We start from the raw sequence: 20584 nt of genomic DNA, 5'->3' as shown, positions 1-20584 counted from the left end.
CGCTACTTCTTTTTTGCATTAATAAATATCTCAGCTCCTAAACCCGGCATATATTTTATCAGATGATCCAATCCATCTAAAATAGATGAATCTAAAATCCCAACATCAACCAGTTGTTGCATCTTTCCATGATTAAACAATTTAATAAAATATGAACCTTCATCCAATATTTCAAACTGGTTAGCAGTTACATAATTCTTTAATAACTCCAAATCAAAACTTGTATGTTGCTGTAAAGTCTTTGCGCGATCACTAAGTTCTCCAACTCTTGGTATGATACCAGATTCATAAGCCAACAACATATGAAAAGATTGATTATTTGGCACATTTATGTGAACTACTGTTTCATCAGTACAGCACTTATATATGCCATCTAACAAACTTTTAGGATCTACAACTTCATGTAATAATGCACTTACTATTATAAAATCAAATTGCCTATTCAATAAATCCTCGACCCTATTTTCAAAAAAATCTTGTATAACAGTTATACAAGATTTGCCGTTAGCAACGGCAAATGCATTTTCACAAAAAGAAGAGGCAGGTTCTACTATAACATATTCCTCAAAATCCGCAATATCAGTAAACAAGGGTTGTTCACCACAACCGATCTCTAAAATCCGACAATGAGGATATTTATTAATAGATTGTAAAACTTGCTTTCTTCTATAATGAACCATCACTTTTTCAAAATCAGAAGACCTATAATCCTGTATGTACTTTTCTATATCTCGCTCCATCTATAAATCATATTCGTAAATATCATAAACGACACCTCTTCCTCCAAAACCTTCTTTCTGGAAAATAAGAGACTGATTCAAAAAAGATCCATTATTTTCTGTAGACTGACCAAAATCAAAATACGGATAAGACTGAAATTCATGATTAATCAAATGATCAAACAATAAATCAAGTGCTCCAAGTTCTTTTCCTATCGGATTTGCAGAAATATACTGAGTGTGAATAACTTGCCTTGTAACATAAATAACAGTCCCTGCAATTATATTTTGTCCTAATAATGCCACAAACAATTTGATCTCATCAGGAAATCGCTCATGTAACAATTTTATTTCATCAATACTATGTACAGGAGAAGTACTATATTTCTGATTCAAGTTATCTGATAATATATGCCAAAAAGAATCAAAATCATCAGATTCCTTTACTATTATATTATTTTTGATTGCTTTTCTTAAACCACTTTTACGAGATTCGGTAAACTTCAATACATGTGAACGGCAAATTGTTGAAGATAAATTACGTCCTATTAATTTTGCTCGCAGTCTAAACAATGCATACAAATCTTCTTCTGCTGGGCAAATATGATAAATCCAAGGCATCGCTTTATAAATAACCTTTACTATTCCTTGATCTTTCAAAAAGCTATTTATATATTGAAATATCAAAAGAACATCTTCTGCCGATATTTTGAATGAAAACAATAATCCTCCATATGTTAGTCCTTGATGAGAATATAATATATTATCAACTTTATTAGCTGGATACAGAGCGCAAAGATTTCCTTTACGATATATCATCAACGAATAATCCTCAAAACGATCAGAATGATAATCCATATAATCCCGATAAAAAAGGAATGTACCATTTCTCGAATTAGAAACAAACTGATTCCAAGCAGCCTTTAACCTTACATTGTATCTTACGACTTCAAACATCTTTATTTCCTCCTATGCAACACTGCATTCAACAGCAGATATAAGAGGAAATAATAGTAAATTATAATATAAAGTTTTACCCCCCCCCCTCCTATTTTATCTTTATTAACATCAATATGTGTAATTTTATTATCTTCATCTATATATCCCTTCATTTTTGCAGGATTACCATACCAAACAGTACCAGCCGGAATATCAGATGTGACTACACTACCCGCTCCAACTAATGCATTCTCACCAATAATGCATCCACCAATAATAGTAGCGTTAGCTCCTATTGATGCTCCACATCTCACGATGGTTCTTAAAAAAGAATCAGGGAAAATCTTTGAACGTGGAATAAAATCATTAGTAAAAGTAACATTTGGACCTATAAAAACATTATCTTCAATATGTACACCATCCCAAATTTGCACACCATTTTTAATCGTAACATTATCTCCAATTACCACATCATTTTCGATAAACACATGCGCGCAAATATTACAATTATTGCCAATTATAGCCTTTGGCAAAACAACACAATACTGCCAAATATTAGTATTTGGAGGTACACAAGAGCATCTAACATCAGAAGTTGGATGTATCATTTTTATACAAAATAAAATTATTATAATCCCTTATATAGTCATTCTCATCATAAGGTAACGAAGCCAAAACCAAGCAAACCGATCCAGATGAAAAATTATTTAACTCACGCCAAATCCCCGGAACAACCAAAAGTCCTTGATAAGAGCGATTCAAAGAAAAAGTTCTTTTTACAGAACCATCATCTAATGTTACATCAAAACTACCACTAACGGCAACAATCAATTGATAAAGTTCTTTGTGTGCATGCCCCCCTCTGGATTCACCTCCAGGAACATCATACAAATAATAAACACGACGTATTGAGAAAGGAAGTGTAGCATTTCCTTCAACTACCGATAAATTTCCATTATCATGATGATGTTTATCTAATGTAACAAGTGTACAATCAAAAACCGATGTCCTTTTCATTCTACCATTCTTTTATATTCATCATAATCCCGAATATAATCAGCTTCATCATATAGTGTTGATGATGCAATAAAAGCCACTGAATTTGTTGAAAAGTTTTCCAACTCTCGCCAATACATTTTAGGTATATAAACTCCTTTATAGGAACGATTCAAATGATAAACTTTAGATTGTTCACCATCTGAAATCACAACATCAAAACTTCCAGACAAAGCAATAATAAACTCTTCATTTTGCTTATACGCATGTCCACCACGAATTTCGCCACCTGGAACATCATATATCCAATAAACGCGTTTAATAGCAAACGGAAGATGATTCCTCTCTTCTATAAAAGATAAATTTCCACGCTTATCTCTAATTGCAGGTAAATCTATTAAACTAACAAAATTTGGTTCCATCAATTATATATAAGAAATTATTTTTTTATAAATATTTTCTGCTGCAGTTAGTTCATTTGGCGGCAATATTTTTTTACAAAAATCTTTCCTTAGAGGATACAAGCGATCCTCTCCATTAAGAACAACAAGTTCTATAAAATTATATATATCATCCTTACTATTCCCAATATAATGCAAATTATAAGCTTCTACCGCCAATTCATTTAATGTTTTTAATCGATTCTCACTTGCAAAATACAATACAGGCCTTAAAGTAAACAAATATTCAACCATAAATGACCCACAATCATGTAACAATGCATCAGATTCTCTAAATAAACTTGAATATTCCCCCTCCCATAACATTGTGTTAGGCAATGAATCCCAGCAATAATAATAATTATCAGTTCTTTCTTTTCCCCAATTTTTCAAATTATATAACTTAGATTTCAATAACGGATGAGGTTTAAATACAAATTGTATTTTATCTTTATATATCGTTGCGACTTCCAACATAACATCAAAATAACGCAAAAAAGTAGATTGTCCCCCATCTGATATTATATGATGAGGAGCCCAAATCACTTTACGGAAGCGACTGTCATTAACTTTCCATTTGAAGTTAGATTTAAATTCATTCTGATTTTTCAAAAAAAAATCAAATGGAGGATAGCCACTTACATAAACATTATTCCCATGCATCCTTGACTTCTTTTTATAAAATTCTTTATGAAACTGCGTTTCACAAAAAAGTATCCACAACATATTATGAAAAAGTAAATCCCAAACCCACCTTCCATCTGTCGTACCCCAGAAATAGGGGACATAACAAGACAAAGAATTAGTATAATTTGTTATACGGTAAATTTCTTTCGTTATTTCTGGATATGGGAAACCCCAAAATATAATATCTGGTTTAAATTCTTTTTTAACATCTATCCATCTATTATTTTTTTTGTCATATGTCGAAATAACATTATACCCTTCCTTTTGAAAAAAGGATGAAGTCTTTTCCATTTCATCAACTAATGATATTTGCTCTTTCTTACATTCGGGACAAATCACTATCGACAATAAAAACCTCTTATTTTGTTTTAATAAGTTATATAAGTCTCCATATTTCCATTCACTTTCAGAGAATATAAAAAAAGCGACACGTATTTGTTCTTTATTTTTCAACTGAAATTGTAAAAGATTATTTCTTTTCTGTTGATTATTAATCACAAAACGATCAGTTAGTAATCTTCTTATCCATGCTCTCACAATAGAAACTCTATTCTTTGTTTTTTCTGAAGCATATTTATTGTAAAAATAACGTAACATAACTAGTTTGTTGTTTTATTATCAAAATATAGTTCACATGAATCTCTTATTTAACAAAAGTATAGAATTCTTTAATAGTAACATTAAGAGGCTTATCTTTTTTAAATATAGCAGATGTTCCTCCTATGAATATAGAGGCTCCCATTCTTCTCATCTTTATAGCTTTCTCAATGCTAACACTACCGTCCACACTTATTTCTATATTATTGTAATTATGATCTAATAAATACTTATTGGTTTCAGCAACCTTTTCCATCATTCCATGTATCATAGTACTACCTGCAAACCCTGGCACAATCATCATTAATAAAATAACATCAGTATAATATAAATATTTTTTAACTTCTTCTATTGTTGTATCAGGATTTAAAGCAAGCCCAAATTTAGCACCTTTTTGCTTTACAAAAGCAACATTTTCCATAATACTCTCACGGCATTCACTATGTATCGTAACTATATCATTTTCATGAAGATTCAAAGATCGAATAATAACATGAGGATAATTCATTAACAAATGAATATCAAGTGGCAGATTTGAAATCTCACGAATTGCATTTACAGTATCTGGTCCAAAAGTTAAATTCGGAACGAAACTACTATCCATTAAATCAATATGTAGATAATCAACATTCAAGTCTTCTAATATACGAATGTCTTTTTCTAAGTTAACTAAATTCGCACACATCAATGATGCTGATAATTTTCGTTCCTTCATAGCTTAATCATTTATTATCATGATCTTATTAAAATATTCACTACCAGTCTTCATTATTTCTAATCCCTTAATAAGATCAACTAAAGGGAAACGATGAGTAATTAAAGAGTTAAGTTTCAACCGTTTTTTTTGCAATAGAGAAATTACCGGTAACCAATCCGTTTTAGACGTACCAAAATTAGAATTCCATGTACCAATTAATGTTAATTGTTTACGTAGTAATTTCCAATAACTATTCTTTTTTATATTCATATCCGTTATTGGATTACCTAACACAAGTACTGTTCCAAATGTACGGACAATGTTGATGCATATATCCATTGATTGTTCTGCTCCAGTTCCTTCAATAGCAACATCAACTCCTTTTCCATTCGTATTTTTACTAATCCATTGCAACACATCATCCGACACCGAATTACAAACATATTCTGTAATGCCTATATTTTTTGCAAAATCAAGTTTAGTCTGACTCCTCCCAATCAAAAAGACTTTTTCTGCGCCAGCCAAATATGCTAATTGAGACATAATCATACCTATAGTCCCCGGACCAACAATAGCTATACTATCACCTATCTTAAAACCAGAACGCCTTAATGCATGGAAAGCAACAGAAGCCGGTTCTAACATTGCAGCATCTTCAATATTAATAGAATCAGGCAAAAAACTCAAATTCCACATTGGAACCGCAACATATTCAGCAAATCCTCCATTGCAACGTGATCCTAAATAGCTATAATGATCACAAGTTTCATAATCAGCACGTTTACAATTATCACATTCCATACATGGCAGCAAAGGAAAAACTGAAACACGTTTTCTAATTAATTTTTTATCCTTACTTGAAAATGTATCTACTATCTCACCTGCAAACTCATGTCCTATAATAGTGGGAAATTGGTAAGTACCTGTAGTAAATACGCGAGGCACATCAGAACCACAAATACCTGCAGCTTTTACATTAACTAACACTTCGTTTTTTTTTAAGATAGGCTTATCTACATCAATATAGCGCAAATCACCTATTGCAAAAAGCACATTAGCCTTCATTATTTATAATGTTTTCAAAATTATACAAATCATCTAAAGTAGTAATTTTAAAATTCATTTCATCTCCTCTTATTAATGATATCTTAAGACCACACTTATAAGCTATTTCAGTACTTCCGCTTATTTTAGATATCTCATCATCATTCATCATATAATGAGCAGCTAAATACTTACCAAACTTAAAACTCTCAGGAGACTGTCCTGCAAATAGTTTATTACGATTAAGTAAATTCGTAATATTTATACTATCTTCACTCTCGTAAATCGTATCTTTTACTGGAATTACGGGCAAAATCCCATCATTCATTTTACATCCTTCTATACAATCATTTATAATTACATCTGTCACTAATGGACGAGCTGCATCATGTATAATTACAACATCATCCTTTTTACAATCCATACTTTCTAATACTTTTAAAGCATTATAAATCGTATGTTGTCTAGTAGAGCCAGGAGTAGAAAAAACAATAGGTTTAGATATTTGCAATACATTAACGTAATTATTAAAAAAATCTTTCCACTCATCTGCTAAACAAACAACTAATAAATCTATATTCGAGTTTTTAGAAAAAGTATCCAAACAATAAAAAATAAGAGGTTTTCCTTTTACTATAATATATTGCTTAGGCACTACTTTTCCTACTCTATAGCCAATGCCTCCTGACAATATTATTGCAATATTCATGAACTATTAATTAAAAAGCATATTTGTATCGATTATTTACGCAACAAAACAAAAACAATCCATCTCCTTCAGAAAGGATATTAATTAAAGTAAAATTGCGCATTTTTTCCCTTAAGCCATCAAATCCATTATGACATTCTCCAATAATAACGTCAAATTCTTCTAACAAATGAATTGAATTTAAATCATCAAAAATATCATATTCAGCCCCTTCACAATCTATTTTTAAAATTTTCAATAACTTCTTTTCACATTTACAAAAAAGATCTTCAAAAACCGCAGAGGCCTTTTTTACTAAAGCAGTCTTTTTTATTATATCAGTATTCACATTATGATTAAACTTACTTATACAATTTCTATCCAAAGAAGCTAGACCATCTCGGCCTGGGATATATTCAAACTCGACATTCCCTTCGCAATTTGAAAGTCCAAAATTAAAAGGTTCAATTTTTGCAGCTAAATTCGGATTCAAATTTATATTTTTCAATGCGAAACGAAAAGTATCAGGATCTAACTCAAATCCAAATACTTTTGAACAGTTTCTATTATTCGCAAAATAAAGAGATGCATATCCTCTATTCATGCCAATATCAAATACATAATGTTTCTGATTCAATATAAAAGGAGGCAAAGCATATATTTTTTGACAAAAAATTTCCAACAATATATAGTAAGAACGATCCGTAACTACATTAACATTATCACTTTTTAAATAAATCAAATCAGATTCAGAACTGTAATAAGTTAACTCCATCGAACAAGAAATAGAAGCTCTATACAAATCATTCAAAGTCTTATCCGAACTAAGACTTTGAATTCCTAAAAAATAATTATTTTTTCTCACCTTATTTATCAAACAAAAGTGCCAAGCTGATTTCAAAAAGTCAATCATCATAATTTATACATTATTAATATTTTTCAATTCCTCAAATTCGTTGTTAGTAAATAAATGAGCTAATTCTGAAAAAGAGCTTCTTGCTGACGCATATATTTTATCCATTCGAGATAAAACATTCATTTCTATAAAAGCATCTACGATTCCCTGTTTGCTATTTCTACAAACAGGTTTATTCATCATAGTAATATGATTTTCAAATCGATTTTTTAGATATTCTTTCACCTTGATTTCATCAGACGCTAAATAAAAAGAGATATTTTCTCCATATTTTTCTATTTCTTCATTAATTTTCTTAACAAAATATTCAATAGGAATATCTTTCGAATAAATATTATCTGTTCCACGAAAATGTATTCCTACTTTACGTCCCATTTTCAACTGAGAACATAAATAATCGACTTCTTTTTGTATGGAAGAGTTTATTTTTATAACACTCCACATCTCAGGATGAGTCCAGAAACGCCAATAATTAACCATATAGATATGTTCATACATTTCCAAATCTCCAAAATCAGGAAGTTCTTTACTTGAAACAACTTTATAAACGTCCTTATCTAAGATTCTTTTATCAAAAGCATGCTTTTGATAAATATATGGCAACCATATATTTATCAAAAGCATGCTTTTGATAAATATATGGCAACCATATATTCCGCCTACGTGGTCTATCTATTTTATAATAGTCCCAAAAGTTTCCATCTATCAATTCAACATTTTTCAATCTTGGATCTAATGAAAACAAATCTTTAACAGAACAATTGAGAGTTGGATCTTTAAACCAATATATTTTCAATTGACGATGTTGTTGTTGACAATAAACAATTACAGAACAAATAGCATTAATCCTATTTCCCAATCCCCCTATCGGAACTAATGTTAATGTTTTCATATTTACCAAATTATCCAATTATCAAAATCTATACTTTTGGAAGTAGAAGGAGCCCTCATCCCCATATACATACCGGGATTTGAACTGAATGTTCCAACAAATAATTTTGAATTAGCAAGTATATCTATTGATGCAAACAATCTAATCAATTTATAACGCTTATACACTTCATCTTGATTCATAAAATCTCCATGAAAATACCCATGTTCAGATTCTTCACATAAAGTATACACTGAATAGTCAGGATATTTTCTTTTAATATCAGAAATCACAGTAAAGTCATCAGTTAAAACAAATACATTTTTAATTTCTGTTTTATTTTTAGCAAAATAACTTTCAATTGGTTCAATCTGATGTTCTAAAAATTTGTCACCTCCACGAATATGAAATCCGAGATATTCTGGAGGCAATCCTAAAGACGAAATCAAATCATGAACATCTTTTTTTACATCTAAATTATATTTCCAAGTTAAGTTTACAAGAATAGAACAGAGCTCCTGATATGACAACTTAGTTTTCAAAGGATCAATATAAAATTTCTTTTTTAACAAACCATTATCTCGACTTCTTCCAAAAACATCTTGTGTATACAATATCTTTTTACCAAAAGATATGTAAGGCAAGATATTACGTAATATCTTAAGATCCTTCTGTCTCAGAAGGATCTTAAGCATATATTTCCAATTAACAGTCTTATAATGTTGATCTTTATTTGTCACAACATCCTCACAAAAAGGTTCAAAAAAGCCACACCAACCATTCTCTTTGTCAAAATTTGCATTATTAGAACTCAGAATAAATTGTATTTTATGCATCAGGCAATAAGCCATAGCCAATATCATATTATTATATTCCGAAAAAAAACCACAATCTAAACCTACTTTATAGATCAATTTTTTTCTAAAAGAACAATTAATTTTTTGGTATTCTTCTATATTCATTTTCTTTTTAGTAAAAAAGTAAAAGACTCTTTAAAGGTTACAGAACCCGATAAATACATAACAAAAGTATATAAAAACGTCGCTAATAGAACTTTAGCAATAAAAAGCATATATATATTAAATATTAGTTTTGTAACAAAATATGTAATACATAATACAATTAAAGAGATAAGACAAAAAGATAAAATATCTTTCGCAACATCTAAAATAGAAATTTCGACATATTTATTTACAAAATAATGCCAAATAAATATCCATAACACATTAACAACAACAAATGCCAAAACCATATAATAGATGCCTAAAGACAACATACTGACAACTACAAGCAATTGAACAACACCTAATGCAATTGTATTATATAGATATATATTAGACTTTCCTTGACTTAATAAAACATGAATATATAAATTATTTATTGGGGTCACAGCTCCCCATATACATAATAGTTGCATAACAGGAACACAAGGTAACCATTTATCAGAGACTCCTATAACAATAAGCTCAGGAGCAACTAAAGCGAGTCCAAACATTGCAGGAAATGATATAAATGACACAAAGCGCAACATTTTACGAAAGACTTGCCTTTGACGCTTCACATCCAAAGCCACTTCTGATAAAACTGGAAGAGAAACATTTCCAATCATCCCCCAAATAAAAGTATACCCCATATTCATCCATTTATTACCCTGAGTATAGTATCCAACCTGATCTTCTTTATAGAATCGTCCTAATAATACAGCAAATATATTCGCATTAATTTGAGCAAAAATACTGGTAAACAAAATTTTTACTCCAAAAGAACACATTTCCTTCAAAGGTCTCAACGCAAAAGTAAAAGTTGGTCTCCATTTTACATAATACCAACGTAATACTGCACCTACAAATGCATTTGTAACAGTTTGAATTGCAATACCCCAATAAGCATACCCTTTATATGCTAACACTACACCAACTATTCCTGATGCAATCATTGCACTAACTTCTATTTTGGTCCGCTCCTTAACCATCAATTTTTTAGTCATCATCGCTGAATGGGCAATAGAGGTCGAACCTATTAAAAACCAAAGAAAAAGAACACGCGATAAATTTGTTAATTCAGGATGACCAAAAAAGTCTGCAATCAATGGAGCACAAAAAAATAAAATTACATAACAAATCAATCCAACAGAAAAGCTAAACCAAAATACAGAATTATAGTCTTCATGTTTAATTCCTTTGCGATTTATTAGTGCTGTACTAAACCCACTATCTTGTAATACAGTTGCTACTCCCATAAAGATCCCCAACATTCCAATCAAACCATAATCACCAGGAGAAAGTAAACGAGCAAGAAAAATACCAAAAACTACATTCAAAATTTGCTGAATACCGCCATTGATACTTCCCCAAAAAAGTCCCTTTGCCGTCTTTTCTTTCAGTGTCTGTTCTGCCATCTATTATTCTTTGTCTTTTTTCTTTTCTAATCTCAATCCACTTTTCGCATTCAGCGGAGAGATAACCGAATGCCCCAAGTCGCTTTCCAATTGTCGGCGAGCGGCATCAGCAGCTTTCCCGCCTTGTTGGGCGATTTGTGCATGTTCTTCAAATTGTTGCGGGTCTTTTTCTTTGGACAACTCCGTAGTAGCCGCTTCTGCCAACATATTGAGGGCAAGCTCGGTATTCGTCATATTATCGCGGAGGTTTTCTTTTTTCAGGCCTTTGAAACGTTTGTATTCTTTGGAGGTTTTACCGGACCATGTCTTGTAGATAATATCTGTCAAAGTAGCGAATTGTACACCTTCTTGCAGCCCGTGCCGTTTCCATTCGTCTGTCAAATCTTTACGGATCTCGATGCTTTTCAGACGTTGGTTGATCCAATGATCGGAATATCCTAATGCCTTATACTCCCTCATTGCCCGGTCAATCGTCAGTTCCGGGTCCTGCATTTCGTCCAAACGTTCTTTGGCAACCTGCGCCATCCAGAGTTTGAACGGCTCGGCTTTAGGGGACGGGATGGATTGGATCAGGCGGAACAACTGTTCAGTAGTGGCGACATCGGTTTTATAATATTTACCGTCTGCTGCCGGTAGTTTCAGTTGGTGACAATTTGTCACCAACTCACTTCCCTCGGCTTTCAGCCTTTGTTTGAGCTTGTTCCAGTACTTCCGACCATCCACGCTTTCCGTCAACACACCCACCACATCCACAACAGAAAAATACCATTCTTCCGTCTCGTCATCCCAAAGGGTGCGTACTTTCTTTTCCTCAAAGATTTTGATTGCTTCTTTCTTTGTCATAGTCTTGTTTTTTGATTATTTTTTACCACCCAACGCCCCGTCCGCCTGTTTCCTCCGAGACGTTCAATATAACCTTTCTCGCGTAGTTTGCGCAAGTATTCTTTGACTGTATCAAGCCCCATTTCCAAACGTTCGGCCATTTGAGTGCGGGACAAAGTGGCTTCGGCTGACAAGAGAGCCAAAAAACGTTCCTCCAGTTCCGTCAAATCACTCTCGACTGGGGGGGTGGCTGGGGGGGTGGCTGGGGGGGTAGCTGGGGGGGTGACTGGGGGGGTAAGTTCCAAGCGATCCACACCTTCTCCATCTGCATTCTCCTCATTCCACAAAACGACATCCAGCCGTATCCGGTCAGGAGAAAAAGATTCCCGCAGAACAGGGATTTCCAATCCCATCTGTTCCCAAACATAACGAAGGTTCTGCAAACCACTGCCAATACGCTCACCCACATTCACCAATACAAAGATCTTGAAGATACTTGCATTGCGGGGGTCACTGATACCGCCTTCAAGAGCTTCGTCCATCGTGATGCGCAAAGCTCCCGGATTGGAAATGACCAGCCGGTCTTTATATTTTTCGATGACAACACCCCGCCTGCCATGATAATCGGCATGGATCAACGCATTTGCCAAGGCTTCGCGCACAGCACCGTGAGCAGGCGTATCGTCAATACGGTCTAATCCGTTACGCAATTGAAAGGGAACTTTCAAACCGGATGTCAGACGATCGATGATCCTGAAATAAAAATCAAAAAGGTTTCCCGACCAATCTCCGGAAGCAGAAAAGACACGGTCCGTATAGCGGTTCCCGTCTTCAATCTCCCGATAGTCCAAGAAATAATTCGGATATTCGTTGGTGATCAACATTTCCGTTCCAAACATCAGAATACCGGCTAAAGTCGGGTGAATCTCAGGAACGTCACTACTACGTTTGAGCGCACCGACTTTCAATAGGAACTCGACATCATCCAACGTATTCCAGACATGATCGGGTTTCAGATTACGGAAACGCATCCTGAAACGACGAATCGTATCTTTATCCAGTTCCTGCCAATCGACATTTTCTACGATTGTGCTATCCAACGTAATATCCGCCTGATCGCGAAGCATCGCCTTCACCTCTTCTCGCTGGCAGTGATAATCGCCATCGGCATTCCTCCGGTATGTACCGGCAAACAGATTGTCATTAATAAAAACAGGTTTATAATGACGGTCTGCACGAGGTACTTCAATAACTACAATGTCTTTATCTTCAATGGAAAGGGCATAAACCTGACGATTAAACAACAGGTTGTCGCTCACTTTCTGTTTATTATTAATCTGGTTCCAGAAAGATTGGATAATCTTGCCACTGTCTTCAACGCCGGACACATAAAGCTCTTTATTTTTCTTATCTTCCGACACGCCAAGCAAGATGATGCCTCCATCCGTATTGCAGAAAGCGGAATAACTTTCCCATACAGATACAGGGACTTCTTTTTCGGCCTTCTTCGCTTCCAGCCGAAAACTTTCTCCCTGACGGATCAGTTGCAAGATTTCTTCTTTTGTCATCTTCCTACATAATGATAAACAAACCCATTCTCCTCCAACTCCTCAACATCATAATAACTTATCCAATACATATAATTGAAACCAACCAGGTACAAAATCTACTGAATCTTCAATCGATATCTCATTTGCCTCAACTGTTGCAAATAATTTAGGTTCAGAATAACTATTATCAAACAAAAAATGCCTTTATCCGAAACCACTTTTAACAAAGTAGACTTTCCCGAACCATTCGGACCTGCAAATATTCGGAGCCTTTTAGTAGCCACTACAGACTATATTTTCTCTTTACGACCTTATATTTTGCCTGACGACCTTTAGAAACAATCGACACTTTACCTTCAGCTTCTATACGGCAAACATTATTTCCTCTTAGAACTGTTACAGGAAGGCCTTGTGCACGTGCCACATCATAGGCTTGACGACCTGCAATTTTTAATGCATTTACAATCACCGTCTTCTCTTCTTCCATAGTAAATTTCGACTTCATTTCTAATAAACCTTTTTATTATAACAAACAACAATAAACCATTGTTATCCGACTGATACATACTTTTGTTCCGGATAGCTCGGCTTATCCGTTATCTTCCTACGCAATGATAAACAAACCCATTCTCCTCCAACTCCTTCACATCATAAATATTACGGCCATCCAATATCAGCGGCGTTGCCATCAGTTTTTTGACAGCCGACCAGGAAGGCATGCGGAACTCTTTCCATTCCGTGACAAGCAGGAGGGCGTCGGCATCCACTACCGCGTCATAGATGTCTTTGGCATAGTGGACGGCATCTCCCAAACGGCGACGGGTTTCTTCCATCGAGACAGGGTCGTAGACATACACTTCGCAACCGGAAGCCAATAATTTATCTATCAGAACCAGAGAAGGGGCTTCGCGCATATCGTCCGTTTCCGGCTTGAAAGCCAAGCCCCACATAGCGATACGCTTGCCTTTCAGATCCCCCTTGAAATAATCGCCTAACTTGCGGAACAAGATGGATTTCTGATCTTCGTTGACCTCTTCGACCGCTTCTAAGATACGCATGTGGTAACCATTCGACTTGGCTGTTTTGATCAACGCTTTTATATCCTTGGGAAAACAGGAACCACCATAACCGATACCGGCATACAGGAAACGGTTGCCGATACGGGCATCCGATCCGATTCCTTTGCGCACCATATTCACATCGGCTCCGACAATCTCACACAGGTTCGCAATATCGTTCATAAAACTGATGCGGGTAGCCAGCATGGCATTGGCTGCATATTTCGTCATCTCGGCGGATGGGACATCCATGAAAATCACACGGAAGTTATTCAACAGGAAAGGACGGTACAAACGAGTCATCAACTCTTCTGCACGGTCCGATTCGACACCTACGACCACACGGTCCGGACTCATAAAGTCCTTGATGGCCGCACCCTCCTTCAGAAATTCGGGGTTCGAAGCGACATCGAACTCGATCGACACCCCCCGTTTATCCAGTTCTTCCTGGATCGCCTCACGAACCTTACGGGCTGTACCTACCGGAACGGTGCTCTTCGTCACGACAAGGAGATGTTTGGTCATGTTGCGGCCGACAGTACGGGCCACTTCGAGCACATACTTCAGGTCGGCACTGCCATCTTCGTCGGGAGGAGTACCTACGGCGCTGAAGAGGACTTCGACCTCGTTCAGGCATTCTGTCAAATCGGTTGTGAAATGGAGACGGCCGGCTTGCTGGTTACGGTGAACCATCTCTTCAAGGCCGGGCTCGTAGATAGGGATGATACCTTGTTTCAGGTTTGTGATCTTTTCGGCATTTACGTCGACGCAGAAAACTTCGGTTCCCATTTCTGCGAAACAAGTACCGGTGACAAGTCCCACATAACCTGTCCCGACGATAGCTATTTTCATGATTTTATAATCAAATAAATGTTATATATCAGTGCCGCCAAACAGGGTTTGGGGCACACAAAGGTTCGTCACTCCCACACAGGGAATCACGAAAACGCCACAAAGATAAGAAATTGAAATCATTACACATCTTAAAATCGAGTTATTTGTACGAATCTGTCTGATCTAAGGATCACCAGCGGCTATAATCAGTCCGAAACAGCCAGTTGCCACATTCATAAATCCGGATTCTGTTTTTATCAAAATGTCACTACCACCCCGTCTAAATCGGATTAGTAGGGCATCTATTTGGAATTAGTATAGCGGATAATATTTTTTAACGTTTCAGAATGTATTGCTTTACCCGCATAAAGATGGCAGAATGTCAATAAAGGAAACCGAAGAGCCACAACGGGATCTTGTTGCCAAAGACATAACAGAGTTTATAAGTGACCCTATCATGGAGGTAAAATAAATATTTACAATAACCTCCTTTTCAGACAATTTCTATTTCAGACAAAATCCCGGTTCAACCAAGTCCGTCATTTTGATTCTCCAACCCACGATATACTGACAATAAAAAAACGAGACAGGCAGAAAATAGAAGATCAAGGCTTTTTTGTTACAAAAAAGACATAAAAAACAGACATTTTGGAAAACCTCAACTCCCGGAGAATCGCCTATAGCAAAGGGAAGACGGTGGCGAACCCGAATATCGCAAAACAAATCCGGGGATTTGCCGGCATGAAGACGGTCTTCATAGCCACGACGACCGTCTTCGTTGCCATGACGACCGTCTTCATGGTGGATACTCTCGGCACCTCACGGCAATGACGACCGCGTTCATGGCAAAAAACTGCGCACTTCATGGCTGAACGGCCGTTTTTAATGCTAAAAAGTCGGATTTTACCGTAATGCGTAAAAAATATGTTTAATTGCGAAGGAAGCTTAATTGCACAATAAGGGGGGGGGGAAGGTAGAAACCCGAATTACACACCTAATACAATATTAGCATCAATATTCAATTTTCGACTCATTTCTCTGGCAACCTTCAAGGTAGGCTCACATTTCCCTGAAACATAATCGCTAAGCCTGGATGGGCTAACACCAATCAAGGATGACAATGCTTTTTGTGTCAGTCCCATTTCATACATACGCAGTTTTAATACATCAACCAACGTTGGTTCTCCTATCGCAAAATGCTCATCCGAATAATCAGCTACAAGGTTAGACAAAAGCTCCAACTCTATACTATTCGGATCATCGAGCGGAGTGTTGTCATCTACCAATGGAAGAAGTTCCTCTACTCTTTTTATTGCCCATTCATATTGAACTTTATTCTCTATCTTCGTCATAAATTTCATTTTAAACTTTTGAACAATCTATTTTATCATATTCTTTATGAGTTCCAATAAAACGTATATACACAAACTTAATAGTGAATTTTATAACAACAACTAAACGATAGTTGTTACCTCTGATATTAAAGACATAATGCTGATTGCCTACGCTATCCACACTATTGAATGCTCTCTTTACATCAGTAAAACATGTCCAGTCACTCTTTTTGACTATAGCAACCCATTCTTGTAAGGCGCCCCTTGAATCAGGATGCTTTTCTGAATATTCTTTTAGTGCCTGTTCTGTAAATATTTTCATTGCCTACTCGTTTCTCGTTTACAAAGATAAAAACGTAATTCTGTTTTTCAAAATAATATTTCGTTATTTACAATCACAATATAAAAAACGTCCGATAGAAAGCCCACTTTTCAGATTTACAGCTCGTACAAAAAGTCCCTCCAAACATTTTCTTCCCGCCAACCGGCACTAAAAATGAATTAATTGTGTAAATTTGCCGTTCAAACTAAATGACCGATGAGCGTAGTAATTAAAGAAGTTACCAGTAAGAAGGAACTGAAGAAGTTCGTAAAATTCAATATCGAATTATATAAAGGCAACCCATATCACGTGCCCGGCCTGATCGAAGAAGAGATGGTGACGCTGGATAAAAAGAAGAATCCGGCGTTCGAAGTGTGTGATGCGATCTATTTTCTGGCCTACAGAGACGGGAAAGTTGTGGGGCGTATTGCAGGGATGATCAATCGCCGGAGCAATGAGACCTGGAACCAGAAACATGCACGCTTCGGGTTCGTCGACTTTATTGACGATGTTGAAGTAGTGGATGCTTTGTTCGACGCCGTAGAAAAATGGGCGAAGGGACAAGGGATGGAAGCTTTGCAAGGGCCGATGGGGTTTACCGATATGGACCATGAGGGAATGTTGATAGAAGGATTCGACCAGATCGGGACGATGGCGACCATCTACAATTATCCTTACTATCCGAAACAAATGGAGCGTATGGGATATACGAAAGACCAGGACTGGCACGAATTTAAAATCTATATCCCGGACGGCGTGCCGGAAAAACATTTGCGTATCGGTGAGATCGTAAAGAAGAAATACGGGCTGAAGGTGATGAAGTTCAAGAACGCGAAATCGATTATGCCGTACGCACAGAAGGTGTTTCAGACTCTGAACGAGTCGTACGCGCCGCTATACGGATTCGCCCGTTTGACCCAAAAGCAGATCGATTACTACATCAATATGTATATTCCGATGCTACGCTACGACCTGGTGACGCTTATCGTCCGCGAGGAGGATGACGAAGTGGTCGGCTTCGGCATCTCGCTTCCCAATCTGTCCAAGGCCTTGCAGAAAGCGAAAGGGCATCTTTTCCCCTTCGGCTGGATTCATCTGCTGAAAGCTTTGAAGAGCAAGCCGAAAGTGATCGACCTATACCTGACGGGAGTCTTGCCGGAATATCAGAGCAAGGGTGTGAACGCGTTGCTGTTCAACGATCTGATCCCTGTTTACAAAAGTGTCGGAGCCGTTTATGCGGAAAGCAATCCGGAACTGGAAACAAACAATGCCGTACAGGCACAGTGGGATTATTTCAAACGCGAACATCATAAAACAAGAAGAGCATATATTAAAAAATGGACGAACTAAATTCAACAATGCAACAGCCGACAGCGTACAACGATGATGACATCAAGACGCTTGACTGGATGGAACATATCCGTCGCCGCCCCGGTATGTATATCGGGAAGTTAGGAGACGGCAGTTATGCCGATGACGGTATTTATGTATTGCTGAAAGAGGTGCTGGACAACTCCATCGACGAATATATGATGGGGTATGGTAAAACCATAGAAGTGACCGTTGAAGAAGGCACCGTTTCCGTACGCGACTATGGCCGTGGCGTTCCGTTGGGCAAGGTAGTCGATGTCTCCAGTAAGATGAATACCGGAGCGAAGTACGACAGCAAGGCCTTTAAAAAATCTGTCGGATTGAACGGGGTCGGCATCAAAGCCGTAAATGCGCTGAGCAGCTATTTCCTGATCACCAGTTATCGGGACGGAGAATGCAAGCGGGTGGAATATAGCAAGGCGATCGTTACGGATGACGCTCCGATCTGTCCGACGGAAGAAGCGAACGGAACGCTTACCTATTTTATTCCGGACAAGGAGATATTCAAGGATTACCAGTATAAAGACGAATACATCGAGAGCCTGCTGAAGAATTACGTGTTCCTGAACTCCGGGTTGACCATTGTCTTTAACGGTAAGAAATTTCATTCGCGGAACGGCCTCGTAGACCTGTTGAACGAGAACATGACGACAGAGCCTTTATACCCGATCATTCATCTGAAAGGAGAAGATATAGAGGTAGTCATTACCCATAGCAACCAGTATGGGGAGGAATATTATTCGTTCGTCAACGGCCAGCATACGACACAGGGGGGTACCCACCTTTCCGCCTTCCGCGAAGCATTGGGACGTGTCATAAAAGAATATTACGGCAAGAACTTCGAATACTCGGACATTCGCGCCGGAGTGGTGGCGGCCATCAGCATCAAGGTGGAGGAGCCGGTCTTCGAAAGCCAGACAAAGACCAAGTTAGGTTCGAAAGACATGGGTCCGGACGGTCCTTCGGTCGGCAAGTTCATCGGGGACTTCATCAAGAAAGAACTGGATAACTACCTGCACAAGAATGCCGAGACATCGGATACCCTGATGCGTAAGATCCAGGAATCGGAGAAAGAGCGCAAGGCGATCGCCGGCGTGACAAAGCTGGCCCGCGAACGGGCGAAGAAGGCAAACCTGCACAACAAGAAGCTGCGCGACTGCCGTATCCACCTGAACGACACGAAAGGCGACAATCTGGAAGACAGCTGCATCTTCATCACCGAGGGAGACTCGGCAAGCGGTTCCATCACCAAAAGCCGCGATCCGAACCTGCAGGCCGTATTCAGTCTTCGCGGTAAACCGTTAAACAGTTTCGGACTGACGAAGAAGATCGTGTACGAGAACGAAGAATTCAACTTGCTACAGGCCGCATTGAACATAGAGGACGGACTGGAAGGCTTACGTTACAATAAAGTGATCATTGCGACCGATGCCGATGTGGACGGTATGCATATCCGCCTGTTGCTGATTACCTTCTTCCTCCAGTTCTTTCCGGACCTGATCAAGCGGAATCATGTGTATATCCTGCAAACACCGCTGTTCCGCGTGCGCAACAAGCAGAAGACCTGGTATTGCTACAGCGAGGAAGAACGTGTAAACGCGATCGCTGCCGCCGGGAAAAATGCCGAGATCACCCGATTCAAAGGTTTGGGAGAGATTTCTCCGGACGAGTTCAAGCATTTTATCGGAAAGGATATCCGCCTGGACCCGGTCACGATGAAGAAAGAGGATCTCGTCAAAGATATGCTGGAGTTCTATATGGGCAAGAATACCATGGAACGCCAGAACTTTATTATCGATAACTTAGTTGTAGAAGAAGATGTCGTCAATTGAAAATAAGCGTATCGCTCTTTTCCCCGGAACGTTCGACCCTTTCACGATCGGACACGCATCACTGGTAAGCCGCGGGCTCGAACTGGTGGATGAGATCATTATCTCGATCGGTATCAACGACACGAAGCGGACTCATTTCTCGCTGGAAAGGCGGCTGGAGGCAATCCGGGAGCTCTACAAGGACGAACCGCGCGTACAGGTCATGTCGTACGACTCGCTGACGGTCGACTTCGCCCAACAGATGAATGCCGGCTTTATCCTGCGCGGCATCCGTACGGTGAACGATTTCGAATATGAGAAGAGCATAGCCGACGTGAATCGTAAGTTGAGCGGCATAGAGACATTTATTCTTTTTACGGAACCGGAACATACGCATATCAGTTCCAGCATTGTGCGGGAGCTGCTGCGTTACGGCAAAGATATTTCCCAGTTTGTGCCGAAAGGGACAAACCTATATTAAAAAAACAGA

The 20584-nt window shown here is 37.6% G+C and carries 24 protein-coding genes; 4 read left to right on the top strand and 20 right to left on the bottom strand.

Annotated features, from left to right (window positions below; translation table 11 throughout):
• Window positions 1–2 precede the first annotated feature (2 nt).
• The 18 genes from ACW6QF_RS08605 to ACW6QF_RS08520 form a co-directional block, all read right to left on the bottom strand.
• The gene (locus ACW6QF_RS08605) at window positions 3–740 is read right to left on the bottom strand and encodes a class I SAM-dependent methyltransferase (protein WP_456087501.1); all 738 of its coding nucleotides are present in this window, start codon (window positions 738–740) and stop codon (window positions 3–5) included.
• Window positions 741–1676 (bottom strand): GNAT family N-acetyltransferase, encoded by a 936-nt coding sequence (locus ACW6QF_RS08600; protein ID WP_456087500.1) that lies wholly within the window; start codon window positions 1674–1676, stop codon window positions 741–743.
• A 2-nt stretch (window positions 1677–1678) separates the two neighbouring features.
• Window positions 1679–2266 carry an acyltransferase gene (locus ACW6QF_RS08595; RefSeq protein WP_456087499.1) on the bottom strand — a complete coding sequence of 196 codons (588 nt, stop codon included), beginning with the start codon at window positions 2264–2266 and terminating at the stop codon, window positions 1679–1681.
• Window positions 2247–2675, bottom strand: a complete 429-nt coding sequence (locus ACW6QF_RS08590; protein ID WP_456087498.1) for a sugar 3,4-ketoisomerase — start codon at window positions 2673–2675, stop codon at window positions 2247–2249. Before ACW6QF_RS08590 ends, ACW6QF_RS08595 begins: the two co-directional genes overlap by 20 nt.
• Window positions 2672–3076, bottom strand: coding sequence for a sugar 3,4-ketoisomerase (locus ACW6QF_RS08585; protein ID WP_456087497.1), 405 nt, complete (start codon window positions 3074–3076; stop codon window positions 2672–2674). The genes ACW6QF_RS08590 and ACW6QF_RS08585 overlap by 4 nt, the downstream gene beginning before the upstream one ends.
• A 3-nt stretch (window positions 3077–3079) precedes the next feature.
• Entirely contained in the window at window positions 3080–4378 is a 1299-nt protein-coding gene (locus ACW6QF_RS08580; RefSeq protein ID WP_456087496.1) for a CDP-glycerol glycerophosphotransferase family protein, read from the bottom strand.
• Between the two features lie 46 nt (window positions 4379–4424).
• Complete coding sequence (locus tag ACW6QF_RS08575; protein WP_456087495.1) at window positions 4425–5093, bottom strand: ribulose-phosphate 3-epimerase; 669 nt, start codon at window positions 5091–5093, stop codon at window positions 4425–4427.
• 3 nt (window positions 5094–5096) lie between these two features.
• The gene (locus ACW6QF_RS08570; RefSeq protein WP_456087494.1) at window positions 5097–6140 is read right to left on the bottom strand and encodes a galactitol-1-phosphate 5-dehydrogenase; all 1044 of its coding nucleotides are present in this window, start codon (window positions 6138–6140) and stop codon (window positions 5097–5099) included.
• Window positions 6130–6828 (bottom strand): IspD/TarI family cytidylyltransferase, encoded by a 699-nt coding sequence (locus tag ACW6QF_RS08565; protein WP_456087493.1) that lies wholly within the window; start codon window positions 6826–6828, stop codon window positions 6130–6132. Before ACW6QF_RS08565 ends, ACW6QF_RS08570 begins: the two co-directional genes overlap by 11 nt.
• Window positions 6829–6838: 10 nt before the next feature.
• Entirely contained in the window at window positions 6839–7723 is an 885-nt protein-coding gene (locus ACW6QF_RS08560) for an FkbM family methyltransferase (RefSeq protein WP_456087492.1), read from the bottom strand.
• Window positions 7724–7726: 3 nt separating this feature from the next.
• Window positions 7727–8347 carry a hypothetical protein gene (locus tag ACW6QF_RS08555; protein ID WP_456087491.1) on the bottom strand — a complete coding sequence of 207 codons (621 nt, stop codon included), beginning with the start codon at window positions 8345–8347 and terminating at the stop codon, window positions 7727–7729.
• Window positions 8295–8615 (bottom strand): hypothetical protein, encoded by a 321-nt coding sequence (locus ACW6QF_RS08550; protein ID WP_456087490.1) that lies wholly within the window; start codon window positions 8613–8615, stop codon window positions 8295–8297. The genes ACW6QF_RS08555 and ACW6QF_RS08550 overlap by 53 nt, the downstream gene beginning before the upstream one ends.
• 2 nt (window positions 8616–8617) lie before the next feature.
• Complete coding sequence (locus tag ACW6QF_RS08545; protein WP_456087489.1) at window positions 8618–9556, bottom strand: hypothetical protein; 939 nt, start codon at window positions 9554–9556, stop codon at window positions 8618–8620.
• Complete coding sequence (locus ACW6QF_RS08540; protein ID WP_456087488.1) at window positions 9553–10992, bottom strand: lipopolysaccharide biosynthesis protein; 1440 nt, start codon at window positions 10990–10992, stop codon at window positions 9553–9555. Before ACW6QF_RS08540 ends, ACW6QF_RS08545 begins: the two co-directional genes overlap by 4 nt.
• Window positions 10993–10995: 3 nt before the next feature.
• Window positions 10996–11835 carry a BRO-N domain-containing protein gene (locus ACW6QF_RS08535; protein WP_456087487.1) on the bottom strand — a complete coding sequence of 280 codons (840 nt, stop codon included), beginning with the start codon at window positions 11833–11835 and terminating at the stop codon, window positions 10996–10998.
• Window positions 11832–13382, bottom strand: coding sequence for an ATP-binding protein (locus ACW6QF_RS08530; protein WP_456087486.1), 1551 nt, complete (start codon window positions 13380–13382; stop codon window positions 11832–11834). Before ACW6QF_RS08530 ends, ACW6QF_RS08535 begins: the two co-directional genes overlap by 4 nt.
• Window positions 13383–13647: 265 nt before the next feature.
• Window positions 13648–13851, bottom strand: a complete 204-nt coding sequence (locus tag ACW6QF_RS08525) for a hypothetical protein (RefSeq protein ID WP_456087485.1) — start codon at window positions 13849–13851, stop codon at window positions 13648–13650.
• Between the two features lie 109 nt (window positions 13852–13960).
• A complete protein-coding gene (locus ACW6QF_RS08520) occupies window positions 13961–15274 on the bottom strand; it encodes a UDP-glucose dehydrogenase family protein (RefSeq protein ID WP_298551926.1) in 1314 nt (437 codons plus the stop codon).
• 630 nt (window positions 15275–15904) lie between these two features.
• On the opposite strand from ACW6QF_RS08520, the gene ACW6QF_RS08515 reads away from it, so the two are divergent.
• Window positions 15905–16087 carry a hypothetical protein gene (locus ACW6QF_RS08515; RefSeq protein ID WP_456087484.1) on the top strand — a complete coding sequence of 61 codons (183 nt, stop codon included), beginning with the start codon at window positions 15905–15907 and terminating at the stop codon, window positions 16085–16087.
• A gap of 155 nt (window positions 16088–16242) precedes the next feature.
• On the opposite strand, the gene ACW6QF_RS08510 is transcribed toward ACW6QF_RS08515, so the two are convergent.
• On the bottom strand, window positions 16243–16608 hold the full coding sequence (locus tag ACW6QF_RS08510; protein ID WP_301704610.1) for a helix-turn-helix domain-containing protein: 366 nt from the start codon (window positions 16606–16608) through the stop codon (window positions 16243–16245).
• Window positions 16609–16618: 10 nt separating this feature from the next.
• Window positions 16619–16912, bottom strand: a complete 294-nt coding sequence (locus ACW6QF_RS08505; RefSeq protein ID WP_456087483.1) for a type II toxin-antitoxin system HigB family toxin — start codon at window positions 16910–16912, stop codon at window positions 16619–16621.
• 216 nt (window positions 16913–17128) lie between these two features.
• Between ACW6QF_RS08505 and ACW6QF_RS08500 the strand changes: the two genes are divergently transcribed.
• The 3 genes from ACW6QF_RS08500 to coaD are packed head-to-tail and all read left to right on the top strand — an operon-like array spanning window position 17129 to window position 20575.
• On the top strand, window positions 17129–18262 hold the full coding sequence (locus ACW6QF_RS08500) for a hypothetical protein (RefSeq protein ID WP_456087482.1): 1134 nt from the start codon (window positions 17129–17131) through the stop codon (window positions 18260–18262).
• The gene (locus ACW6QF_RS08495; protein ID WP_298553012.1) at window positions 18250–20115 is read left to right on the top strand and encodes a DNA topoisomerase IV subunit B; all 1866 of its coding nucleotides are present in this window, start codon (window positions 18250–18252) and stop codon (window positions 20113–20115) included. The genes ACW6QF_RS08500 and ACW6QF_RS08495 overlap by 13 nt, the downstream gene beginning before the upstream one ends.
• Window positions 20102–20575, top strand: a complete 474-nt coding sequence (gene coaD / locus ACW6QF_RS08490) for a pantetheine-phosphate adenylyltransferase (protein ID WP_298553013.1) — start codon at window positions 20102–20104, stop codon at window positions 20573–20575. The genes ACW6QF_RS08495 and coaD overlap by 14 nt, the downstream gene beginning before the upstream one ends.
• The last annotated feature ends 9 nt before the right edge of the window (window positions 20576–20584 follow it).

The sequence above is a fragment of the Parabacteroides sp. genome, from assembly GCF_977054455.1.
Note: the sequence above shows the minus strand (reverse complement) of the source record. Positions and strands in the feature narration are given on the sequence as shown.